Source organism: Anoxybacillus tengchongensis (assembly GCF_014201585.1).
Classification (GTDB): Bacteria; Bacillota; Bacilli; order Bacillales; family Anoxybacillaceae; genus Anoxybacillus; species Anoxybacillus tengchongensis.
The window spans coordinates 38288-50072 of record NZ_JACHES010000002.1 but is presented as its reverse complement, the minus strand read 5'-3'; the positions used below and the strand labels follow the sequence as shown (position 1 = coordinate 50072).

General features: G+C 41.1%; 7 protein-coding genes and 2 pseudogenes. All 9 read left to right on the top strand.

The window, feature by feature from the left end:
* Positions 1-71: 71 nt before the first annotated feature.
* The 9 genes and pseudogenes from HNQ82_RS02590 (at position 72) to HNQ82_RS02550 (ending at position 11275) form a co-directional block, all read left to right on the top strand.
* Positions 72-1562: a malate:quinone oxidoreductase gene (locus HNQ82_RS02590; RefSeq protein WP_183246937.1), complete on the top strand. Its 1491-nt coding sequence runs from the start codon at positions 72-74 to the stop codon at positions 1560-1562.
* 93 nt (positions 1563-1655) lie between these two features.
* The gene (locus tag HNQ82_RS02585) at positions 1656-1835 is read left to right on the top strand and encodes a hypothetical protein (RefSeq protein ID WP_183246935.1); all 180 of its coding nucleotides are present in this window, start codon (positions 1656-1658) and stop codon (positions 1833-1835) included.
* Between the two features lie 74 nt (positions 1836-1909).
* Positions 1910-2356 carry a MarR family winged helix-turn-helix transcriptional regulator gene (locus HNQ82_RS02580; protein WP_032099652.1) on the top strand — a complete coding sequence of 149 codons (447 nt, stop codon included), beginning with the start codon at positions 1910-1912 and terminating at the stop codon, positions 2354-2356.
* A gap of 68 nt (positions 2357-2424) precedes the next feature.
* Positions 2425-3281: pseudogene (locus tag HNQ82_RS02575) on the top strand (permease).
* 15 nt (positions 3282-3296) lie between these two features.
* Entirely contained in the window at positions 3297-3452 is a 156-nt protein-coding gene (locus tag HNQ82_RS02570; RefSeq protein WP_183247341.1) for a hypothetical protein, read from the top strand.
* Between the two features lie 144 nt (positions 3453-3596).
* The gene (locus HNQ82_RS02565) at positions 3597-4928 is read left to right on the top strand and encodes an MATE family efflux transporter (RefSeq protein WP_246348842.1); all 1332 of its coding nucleotides are present in this window, start codon (positions 3597-3599) and stop codon (positions 4926-4928) included.
* Positions 4929-5118: 190 nt separating this feature from the next.
* A pseudogene (hsdR, locus tag HNQ82_RS02560) lies at positions 5119-8363 on the top strand (type I restriction-modification system endonuclease).
* Positions 8364-9842: a class I SAM-dependent DNA methyltransferase gene (locus HNQ82_RS02555; protein WP_183246933.1), complete on the top strand. Its 1479-nt coding sequence runs from the start codon at positions 8364-8366 to the stop codon at positions 9840-9842.
* Positions 9839-11275, top strand: a complete 1437-nt coding sequence (locus HNQ82_RS02550) for a restriction endonuclease subunit S (RefSeq protein WP_183246931.1) — start codon at positions 9839-9841, stop codon at positions 11273-11275. The genes HNQ82_RS02555 and HNQ82_RS02550 overlap by 4 nt, the downstream gene beginning before the upstream one ends.
* Positions 11276-11785: the final 510 nt, after the last annotated feature.

Here is an 11785-nt window from a genome sequence, read left to right as displayed (position 1 = left end):
TTGAAATGTGTTATAATAAATATGGAGAAATTTTCGGTCAAATGGACGGATGAACATTTAGGGGGTCTAAAATGAAAACAGATGTCATTTTAATTGGCGCGGGGATTATGAGTGCGACATTAGGGACGTTGTTGAAAGAGTTAGCACCGGAGTGGGAGATCACTGTGTTTGAAAGGCTTGGTCAACCAGCAGATGAAAGCTCGAACGAATGGAACAATGCCGGAACAGGCCATGCCGCACTTTGTGAACTAAACTACACAGTTGAAAAAGCGGATGGATCAATTGATATAAGCAAAGCGATTAAAATTAATGAGCAGTTTCAAGAATCATTGCAATTTTGGTCTTATCTCGTTCAAAATAAGCGCATCCGTGATCCGAAACAATTTATTATGCCAATCCCACATATGAGTTTCGTACAAGGGAAAGAAAACGTTACATTTTTGAAGAAGCGTTTTGAACAAATGGTGGTTCATCCTTTATTTAAAGGCATGGAGTTTTCTGATGATCCGCAAAAATTAAGAGAGTGGATTCCGCTGATGATGGAAGACCGTATCGTCACCGAACCGATTGCAGCAACAAGAATTGAAGCGGGAACGGACGTGAATTTCGGCGCTTTAACGCGCATGTTATTTGAGCATTTAGAACATAAGCATGTGAATTTGTATTATAAACACCATGTTGAAGATATGAAACGAACCAGTGACAACTTATGGGAAGTAAAAGTGCGCAATTTAGCGACAGGGGAAGTTGACGTTCACACAGCGAAGTTCGTCTTTATCGGGGCAGGCGGCGGCAGCTTGCATTTACTACAAAAATCCGGCATCCCTGAAGGAAAAGGAATTGGTGGCTTCCCGGTCAGTGGGCTATTTATGGTGTGCAATAATCAAGACATTATCGACCAACATCATGCGAAAGTGTACGGCAAAGCGAAAGTTGGGGCACCTCCAATGTCTGTTCCACATCTCGATACACGTTTTATTGACGGTAAAAAAATGTTATTGTTCGGACCGTTCGCTGGATTTTCACCGAAATTTTTAAAGAACGGATCGCTGTTCGATTTAATTACGTCCGTCAAGCCGCATAACGTGTTAACGATGCTTGCGGCAGGGGCTAAGAACATGGCGCTAACAAAATATTTGATTGAACAGGTGATGTTATCAAAAGAACAGCGTATGGAAGAATTGCGTGAATTTATCCCGCATGCGAAAAGCGAAGATTGGGATGTCATTATTGCCGGTCAGCGTGTACAAGTCATTAAAGATACAGAAGCAGGTGGCAAAGGTACGCTTCAATTCGGTACGGAAGTTGTTGCCGCCCATGACGGATCGGTTGCGGCTTTACTTGGTGCATCGCCAGGGGCGTCAACGGCTGTTCACGTCATGCTTGAAGTGATTGAAAAATGTTTTCCGAACGAAATGAAACAATGGGAAGCAAAAATTAAAGAAATGATTCCATCGTATGGTGTATCGCTTATGAAAAACGAAACGCTTTTACGCGATGTCCAAACGCTCGCTGCCCAAACGCTTGGCCTAAAAGAAAACATGCCACTTCAAATCGCATAAACATAAAAGGCAGAAGTCGCTGGGCTTCTGTCTTTTTTGTAGCGATTATATGTAACGGTTTTATGTTATAATGGAGAAAAAGGAAGTGAGTAAATGATCTACCTTTGTCTAGTCGTTTTGCCACTTATGTCCGGTTTATGGTTTTTCAATTTCGCATTGTTGTTGAAAAAACTGCATCAAGGTCGTGATATTCATAACGAAACGGTGTTAGGTACGGTATTCACAGTGATTTTTGTTTTTTTCTTCATGTTCGCATGGCTTGGGTTGACATGAACGAGGAAAATATTTTTTTGTTTTTAGTTGCAAAATGCAAATAAAAGCGTATAATAAAAGTAAGAGGTGAGAAAATGGAAAATGTTCGTGAACTATTCCATACGATGACAAAACGTCTCGGGTTGTTAGATCGCAATTGCTGCACCGTCGGCGAGATTGAATTATCGCTTGTGCAAAGTCACATTTTATACGAAATCGACCGCATGAACGAGCCGTCGATGCAACAAGTCGCTGAGGCGTTAGCGATCGATATTACAACGTTTAGCCGTCAAATTCAAACGCTTGTGAAAATGAACTTAGTGAAAAAAACACCTTACCCTCGAGATCGCCGCGTCTATATTTTATCGTTAACACCGGAAGGAAAATACGTCACAGCGAAAATTGACGCAGAAGTGAACGAATATTTAGCCGAAGTATTTTCGCATATGACTGAATTTGAACGAGAAACTGTCCTTCGCTCCATTCGCCTGCTGAATGAATGTATGGCGAAATCAACCGTCTGTTGCAAACCGTTGTTTTAAGGCAAGAGAAATCTTGCCTATTGCTTGAACAAATACTTGCATATCGCAAATAAAAGGAGAGGACTTATTTGGAAACGATACAGTCGTTCGCATTTTTATTGTTGGAGCTGACGGCGCCTTTTTTAGTCATTTCGTTTGTCATTCACTTTATCGAGGGATACATTCCGTACGAGCGCATGCAACAGCTATTGGCAGAACACCATCCGTTTATCGGGGCAATCATTGCAGTACTGTTTGCCTTTGTGACTCCATTTTGTTCGTGCTCAACCATCCCGGTTGTCGTTTCATTGTTGAACAAAAACGTCCGATTTGGTTTGGTCATGATCTTTTTATTTGCCTCCCCTGTACTTGATCCGACGATTTTAACGATAATGATTGCCTTACTCGGTGTGAAAGTGGCAGCTGCATATACGGGACGACTGTACTTTCGATTTTGATCGGCTTTACACTCGAGGTACTCGGTTTTGAAAAGGCGGTCAAGCGCGTGATTGTGAAAGGAAACGTCGCCATCGGCACAAAATGGACGATGCAAGAAGCGCGGCATGAGACACTTCATCTCATGAAAACCGTGTATCCATACTTATTCATCGGGGCTGGCATTGGCGCATTCATTCACGGCGTTGTGCCAACGGAATGGATTGCAACCTATATGGGAGGTGATACGTGGTGGTTAGTGCCAGTTGCAGCGATCATTGGCATTCCGCTTTATATCCGACTAGCGACGATGATTCCGATTTCGCAAATGCTTGTGGCAAAAGGAATGGCGTTCGGTTCGGTCATGGCGCTTATGATTAGCTCGGCTGGCGCAAGCTTACCAGAAATTACGCTACTGCATAGCATTTTTCAAAAGAAACTCGTTTGGGCGTTCATCGCTTCAGTCATCTCAATGGCTACGTTATCAGGATTTTTGTTTTACATCATATAAATGGAGGAGATTTCTATGTTCAAAAAATTATTTACACAAAAAGAAAAAGGTTGTTGCGATGTGCAAATTATCGAGGTTAAAGACGACGCATGTTGCGAGGAAAAAGAGGATTGCTGCAAAGAGGAAGAAGCGTGTTGTGAAGAGAAAGACGACAAACAAACATGTTGCTAGCGACAGAGCACTAGGGAAGCCAGGTGCTTTTTGTATGGGATAAATGTGGAATAATGGTGACGAAGGAGAGGGGGGAGAAATTCAATTGAATGACTTTGCAATAGTGATTAAAATGAACGTATGGTCAGAGAGAGGTGCATTCGTTTGAATATTATACAGAAAACAAGAACGTATTGGCTTCCGCTTATTTCATTAGCTATTCCTGCGATGATTGAAAGTTTGCTTCAAAGCATTGTCGGATTTGTCGATTCTTTATTTATTTCCAAGCTTGGCTTAGTGGAAGTAGCTTCCGTAGGAATGGCGAATGCGATCTTGCAAATTTACTTTGCTGTCTTTTTAGCGACCGGCACTGCTGCAACAGTACTCGTTGCTACATATACAGGAGCTAATGATAGCCAAAAAGTCAAAAAAGTGATTTCTCACTCCATCATATTAACGATTGTCATCGGAATAGTATTTGGGATCCTTTCATTCTTTTTCGCTGAACATATGTTTAGGTTAATGGGGGCGAACGAACATGTATTACAAACAGGAATCGTTTATTTTCAAATCGTCGCAACGCCATCTATTTTCATATCTATGATGTTCACATTAGGCGCGATCGTTAGAGGGACTGGCGACACAAAAACGCCTATGCGCATCGGCTTATGGATGAATGGAATACATATTATCCTTGATTATATTTTCATCTTTGGCGTATGTTTTGAAGGGTTCGGCATCATAGGGGCTGGAATCGCTACTGTTTTCGCACGCATATTTGGTGTCATTTTACTATTTATTCATCTAAAAAAGAAACAATTGCTCGTCTTTTCAACGGATATGTGGACGTTTCAAAAAAGTGTTATGCTACAATTCGTTCGGTTAAGCATCCCTTCTTCTATGGAACGATTATTTATGCGATTTGGACAAATCATTTATTTCGGCATGATCGTACGCATGGGGACAGAAGTTTATGCAGCGCATACGTTAACAGGAAATTTCACTTTATTTTCATCCATTGTCGGAACAGGTTTAGCAACAGCAACAACAACACTTGTTGGCAAAAGTCTTGGAGCAGGTCAATACAATGAAGCAAAGGCGTATAGTTTGATTTCTATAGTTTGTACTTCGGTGATGATGACGGGCGTAACTTTCCTTTTATTTTTAACATCACCATTGACAGCACGCGTGTTTACACATAACGAAACGGTTATTTCGCTAATCGTCGCCGTTCTAGGCATTGATACAATCGCTCAGCCAGCAACAGCGATCGTTACGATACTAACGTCTGTTTTACAAGCCAATAAAGATGCTAAATTTCCAATGTACGTCACAGCCTTTGGCATATGGGCAATTCGAACCGTCGGAGTGTACATTTTAGGCATTCATTTCGGATTAGGGCTTATTGGCGTATGGCTATCTATTGCGATCGATAACTACGTGAGGGCGGCTCTGTTATACTGGCGGTATCGGTCGCTAACGTGGAGTGGGGGGTAAATTGAATGACTGTTTGTAATCGCTTAAGAGAAGCTGTCTTCGTGGTAGAGTGTTTGATAGTCGATGATGAAGGTAGCCACCATTCTGATGATGACTGAAGTCAATATATCGGGTTACAAAATGTGAAATATATGGTAAAATAGATGGCGTATTAGTAGAAGAATGCACTATAAAGAATGGTGGGAGATATATGTCGCATAACTTTCGCTTTTTAGAAGAAAAGTGGGAAGTACTTGCAAGAGTTGGGGAAACGGCAGAACGCAATGTATATGAAAACCCGAACGTAACGATTAGCGAACTTCGAAAATTTGCTGAAACGATCACCAAGTGTATTTTAGCATTAGAAAACATTCGCGAAGAAAAAGGAACGGACCAGCAAGAACGACTGAAAGTGTTATTTTATGACCAAATCATCCCAAAAGAAATATATGATTTATTCACGGTCATTCGTTTAAAGGGGAATCTAGCGGTACATAACCCGAGTTATGGAGAAGTAGAGGAAGCAAAAGCTTTATTACATATGGCGTTTCGTATTGCTGTTTGGTTTATGGAAGTGTACGGCGATTGGTCATTTGAACCACCAGCATACGTCGAACCAGTGCCACGTGCTAAAATGCGTGAAGAAGAACTTCAACGCGTCATTCAGCTATATGAGCAAAAGCTTTCCAAGCTAGAAACAGAACTTGAGAAAATGCGCACAGAACAGCTATATGTCTCAAGCGAAGAAAAACAAAAACGTCGCGAGATTTCACAACGAGCGGTTATCGATATGGAATTGACCGAAGCGGAAACGCGCCTCCTTATTGACCAGCAACTGCAACAAGCTGGATGGGAAGCTGATTCTGAGAAATTACGATTTTCTAAAGGTGTTCGTCCACAAAAAGGACGAAATATGGCGATTGCTGAATGGCCGTTACGAAATGGTTACGCCGATTATGCTTTATTTTTTGGGCTTGAATTGGTCGGAATTATTGAAGCAAAGCGGGCGAGCAAAGATATTCCATCCGATATTGAACAAGCGAAAGAATATGCGAAATCGGTCATTCGCCATGGCAATGAAATCATTCATGAACCGTGGGGCGATTATTTTGTTCCATTTCTCTTTGCGACAAACGGGCGACCTTATTTAAAACAGTTGGAACAAAAATCAGGCATCTGGTTTTTAGATGCGCGAAAATCAACGAACCATCCGCGCCCACTGCAAGGATGGTATACGCCGCAAGGATTAAAAGAGCTGCTTGATCAAGATATAGAACGTTCGGAACAGCTTTTGCGCGATGAAAAATTCGATTATTTAAAACTGCGCCCTTATCAAGTAAAAGCAATTCAAGCGGTCGAAAAAGCACTCGAAGAGAAAAAACGAAACATGTTAATCGCGATGGCAACGGGGACAGGGAAAACGAGAATGGCGATTGGTTTAGTTTACCGATTAATTAAAGCAAACCGCTTCCGCCGCATTTTATTTCTCGTGGATAGAAAAGCGCTAGGGGAACAGGCGGAAGGAGCATTTAAAGAAAGCAAGCTCGAAAATTTCTTGACGTTTACGGAAATTTATCATTTGCAGTCGTTGTACGACCAAAAGCCAGACAACGAAACGAGAGTACACATTGCAACGGTGCAAGGCATGTTAAAGCGCATTTTTTATAACGATCGAGCAGAAGATGTTCCGCCAATAGATCAATACGATTGCATTATTGTCGATGAAGCTCATCGTGGATATACGTTAGATAAAGAAATGGATGAAGTGGAGCTACAATTTCGCGACCATCAAGATTATGTAAGCAAATATCGCAAAGTCTCGACTATTTTGACGCTGTTCGCATCGGGTTAACAGCGACGCCAGCTTTGCATACGACTGAAATTTTCGGTCCACCTGTGTTCACGTATTCGTATCGTGAAGCGGTGATCGACGGGTATTTAGTCGATCACGAACCTCCTCATCAATTTGAAACGGTGTTAAAAAAAGAAGGGATTACGTGGACAAAAGGGGAAATGGTCGATGTGTACGACACGGTGTCGGGAACGATTTCGCAAGAGTATTTAGAAGACGAAGTGAATATCGACGTGGCACAGTTTAATACAAAAGTCATTACCGAGAGCTTTAACCGTGTCATTATTCGTGAATTGACGAAATACATTTCTCCAGACGATGAAGGAAAAACATTAATTTTCGCCGCTACGGATGATCATGCCGATTTAGTCGTGCGCATTTTAAAAGAAGAATTTGAAAAAGTGTATGGAGCGGTCGAAGATCAAGCCATTATGAAAATTACAGGCTCGATTAAAGACCCTTCTGGCGCCATTCGTCGCTTTAAAAATGAAAAATATCCGACCATTGTCGTGACGGTCGATTTATTAACCACAGGTATCGACGTACCAGCCATTACAAACCTCGTGTTTTTACGAAGAGTTCGTTCGCGTATTCTTTATGAACAAATGCTAGGGCGTGCGACAAGAAAATGCGACGAAATTAAAAAAGACCATTTCAACATTTTTGATGCGGTTGGGATTTATGAGTCGCTAAAGCCGTATACGAGCATGAAGCCAGTAGTGAAACGACCAAATATCTCGTTAACACAACTCGTAGAGGAATTGGAGAAAATGGAGAAGCAGGAACATCTCCAATACCAAAAAGAACAAATTATTGCGAAAATACAACGAAAAAAACAAACATGGTCGGAGCGTCAACATCAAGACTTTCGCGTTCTATCTGGTGGAAAAACGGTCGATGAATTTATTGATTGGGTAAAAGACTTGCAGCCGGAACAATTACCTGTAGAATTAAAAGAGTACAAATCGATGTTTCGCTATATGGATGAAAATCGCTACCGAGAAAACAAGCAATTTATTTCCAATCATGAAGACGAACTAATTGGAGTAAAACGCGGATACGGCAACGCAGAAAAGCCAGACGATTATTTGCAGTCATTTGGCGAATTTATTCGCAACAATATGAACAAAATCCCGGCGCTTATGGTCGTTTGCCAACGTCCTACCGAATTAACGAGAGAAGAATTAAAAAAGCTTTTACTCGAGCTAGACCAAAAAGGCTTTTCCGAGAAAAAGCTGCAAGCGGCATGGCGAGAAGCGAAAAACGAAGACATCGCGGCAGACATTATTGCTTTTATTCGCCAACAAGCATTAGGCGATCCGCTCATTAGCCATGAAGAACGAATTAAAAACGCAATGAAAAAAATTTATCAAATGAAAGCATGGCCGCCGGTGCAAAAGAAATGGCTCGAACGCATCGAAAAGCAACTATTGCAAGAATATGTCCTTCATCCTGATCCAGAAAAAGCGTTCGAATACGAGCCATTTAAGAGCCATGGCGGATTTAAGCAAATTGACAAAATTTTCGACGGACAACTCGCGCAAATTGTCTGCGAAATTAACGTCAACTTATATAACTATCACACAAAGAAGGAGCAAGCTTAGATGAACAACCGAGAAATTGTCCAAAAGCTTTGGAATTTATGTAACGTTCTTCGTGACGATGGAATTACGTACCATCAATACGTGACAGAGTTAACGTATTTGTTATTTTTAAAAATGATGAAAGAAACGGGACAAGAGTATATCATCCCAGAAGCGTATCGCTGGGATTCGCTCGTGACAAAAAGCGGCATTGAGCTAAAAGATCATTATCAACAGCTTTTACTTGCATTAGGAAAAGAAGAAAATGAATTGTTAAAGCAAATTTACACAGACGCTGCTTCTAACATTCGTGAGCCGAAAAACTTAGAAAAAATCATTCAATCGATTAATAGTCTCGATTGGTACAACGCGAAACAAGAGGGACTAGGCGATTTGTACGAAGGGCTTTTAGAGAAAAACGCAAATGAAGTGAAATCAGGAGCGGGGCAATATTTTACGCCTCGCCCGCTCATTGAGGTCATTGTGGAATTAGTGAATCCACAGCCAGGGGAACGTTGCCACGACCCAGCGGCAGGAACGTTTGGTTTTATGATTGCCGCCGATCGCCACGTTCGTAAACAAACGGATGATTATTTTGATTTGTCGCAAGAAGAAATAGAGTTTCAAAAATATAAAGCGTTCTCTGGGATAGAGCTTGTCCGAGATACGCATCGCCTTGCAATCATGAACGCACTGCTTCATGACATTCATGGGGAAATTGTATTAGGGGATACGCTTTCATCGTTAGGCGAAAGCTTCAAAAACTATGATGTCATTTTAACAAACCCGCCGTTCGGAACGAAAAAGGGAGGCGAACGCGCGACAAGAACAGATTTTACGTTTATGACATCGAACAAACAGTTGAATTTCTTGCAGCACATTTACCGTGCGCTCAAACCGAACGGAAAAGCGCGGGCAGCCGTCGTTGTGCCAGATAACGTCTTATTTGAAGGAGGAGTCGGGGCGGACATTCGTCGCGATTTAATGGACAAATGCGAGCTTCATACGATTTTACGGTTGCCAACGGGCATTTTTTACGCCCAAGGGGTAAAAACGAACGTCTTATTTTTCACGCGCGGCACAAGCGATGTCGGCAATACAAAAGAAGTATGGGTGTACGATTTGCGGACAAACATGCCGTCGTTTGGAAAACGCAATCCGCTGACGAAAGAACATTTCGCCGATTTTATCAACGCTTATACAGCGGAAGATCGCCATCAAGTGCAAGATGAGCGATGGAACGTATTCACGCGCGAAGAGATTGCGAAAAAAGGCGATAGCTTAGACATCGGCTTAATTGCCGACGAATCGCTATCGATTTACGAAAACTTGCCAGACCCAATCGACTCAGCAGAAGAAGCCGTCGAAAAACTAGAACTAGCCATTTCCTTATTAAACGAAGTCATAGCCGAACTAAAAGCAACCGAACAATCCAACAGCTATCACCCGTCGAACGACACATTAAAAGTAGCAGAAACATCTGAGGTGCTGAAAAAATGAGCAAAACAAAACAAAAATCCATCGACGAGCTACTAAAAGAAGCACTAGTGCCCAAAGACGAACAGCCGTATGAAGTGCCGGAGAATTGGGTGTGGACTTGGACTGGTGTAGTACATGAAATTGTGACAGGCTCCACTCCATCTAAAAGAAATAGTGAATATTATGGAGGTGCCTTTCCTTTTGTTAAGCCCGGGGATCTAGAGCAAGAAGATTCAGTAATAGAGGCTTCTGAATATCTTACTGATCAGGGAAAAAAGAAAAGTAGAATAATTCCTAGGCATTCAACTTTAGTTTGTTGTATAGGTTCTATAGGAAAGGTAGGATTTAATTTAGTAGAATGTACCACTAACCAACAAATAAATTCCCTAATACCAGATAAAAAAGCCATTTATCCAAAATACACTTATTATTTTTCATTAAGTCCTGTGTATCAGAGTTTGTTAAAAGCTTCATCTTCATCTACAACTGTTTCAATCGTTAATAAAAGTAAAATGTCAAAGCTGAAATTTGTTCTTCCACCTCTCAATGAACAAAAACGCATTGTTGATAAAATCGAGCGGCTGTTTGCGAAAATTGACGAAGCGAAGCGGTTGGTTGAGGAAGTGAAGGGGTCGGTTGAGCTAAGAAGGGCAGCGATTTTGGAGAGGGCGTTTAGGGGAAAATTGGGGACTAATAATCCTAATGAACAGAGTATGCTTGAAGAATCAAATGTAATAACAAAAAGAGATATCGTTCCAGAAAATGAGCAATTGTACGAAGTACCAAAGAATTGGATCTGGGTTAAAGCTGGGAATGTTACAGAGATTGTAGGAGGAGGAACCCCTAAAACAACAGTTAAAGAGTATTATGAGAACGGAAATGTACCTTGGATAACTCCTGCTGATTTATCAGACTTTGAAGGTATTTATATAAGTAGAGGGCAAAGAAATATTACGAGTGAGGGGTTAAGAAATAGTTCAGCTAAATTACTTCCAGCAAAAACGGTTTTATTATCTTCGAGAGCGCCAATAGGCTATGTAGCAATTGCGGCCAATCTTCTATCAACAAATCAGGGATTTAAAAGTTTTATACCATCAGACGTCATTGATTCCGAATACCTGTATTGGTATTTTAAAAAATCAAAGAAATACTTGGAAGGGATGGGGAGTGGTAGTACTTTTAAGGAAATATCGGCTTTGAAATGTAAGGAAATCAAGATACCGTTACCACCAATAAATGAACAAAAACGTATTTCAAAAAGAGTTGGGATGTTATTAAATAAATTGGATCATGAACAAGAAATGGTTTCAGAAGTTGAAGAAAAGCTCGATTTATTAAAGCAATCCATCCTCTCTAAAGCCTTCCGCGGCGAGCTTGGCACAAATGATCCGAACGATGAACATGCGATAGAGCTGCTAAAAGAAGTGCTATTACAAACAAGCGGACAGTCATAGTGCTGTTCGCTTGTTGCATTATTGGGAGAAATATTTAAGTTGATTTGGTAACTACGTCATTAGTTGCGAGAAACTATGGGACGGTACGAGCAAGGAGGAAAGGATTAGCAAGGTGGTATTGTCAGGTAAACTGGAGCGCGTATCGTTGAGTGAGGATGGTAGAGGGAATCTGTTTTTGAGCAATTAATCTTCATCGTCAATATTTGCGCAGGCCAGACAGGAGTTGATAAAAATTCTGTCCTTTTTAAAATTTCAGACAGGATTCGACAAGATTTTTTACGGGATTTTATTATAATGTAACCATGCTTTGGAGTGTAAAAACCGCTTGTTAGAAATCCAAAACACCTTTTGTCATCTTGTTCACTTTCCTCGCCTTAAATGGTATAGACAAGGGAAGTAGGAATAAACGCGATTTCATAAACTTTTCCTATTCTATGGAGGAGCTTTATCATAAATCATACTAAATCAAAGGATAAAATCGTGATTATAACGGCTTTAGTAATGCTTTTT

Coding starts and splice junctions, on each gene's coding strand:
- HNQ82_RS02585 (WP_183246935.1), top strand. CDS start 1,656: ATGATCTACCTTTGTCTAGTCGTTTTGCCACTTATGTCCGGTTTATGG.
- HNQ82_RS02550 (WP_183246931.1), top strand. CDS start 9,839: ATGAGCAAAACAAAACAAAAATCCATCGACGAGCTACTAAAAGAAGCA.
- HNQ82_RS02590 (WP_183246937.1), top strand. CDS start 72: ATGAAAACAGATGTCATTTTAATTGGCGCGGGGATTATGAGTGCGACA.
- HNQ82_RS02555 (WP_183246933.1), top strand. CDS start 8,364: ATGAACAACCGAGAAATTGTCCAAAAGCTTTGGAATTTATGTAACGTT.
- HNQ82_RS02580 (WP_032099652.1), top strand. CDS start 1,910: ATGGAAAATGTTCGTGAACTATTCCATACGATGACAAAACGTCTCGGG.
- HNQ82_RS02570 (WP_183247341.1), top strand. CDS start 3,297: ATGTTCAAAAAATTATTTACACAAAAAGAAAAAGGTTGTTGCGATGTG.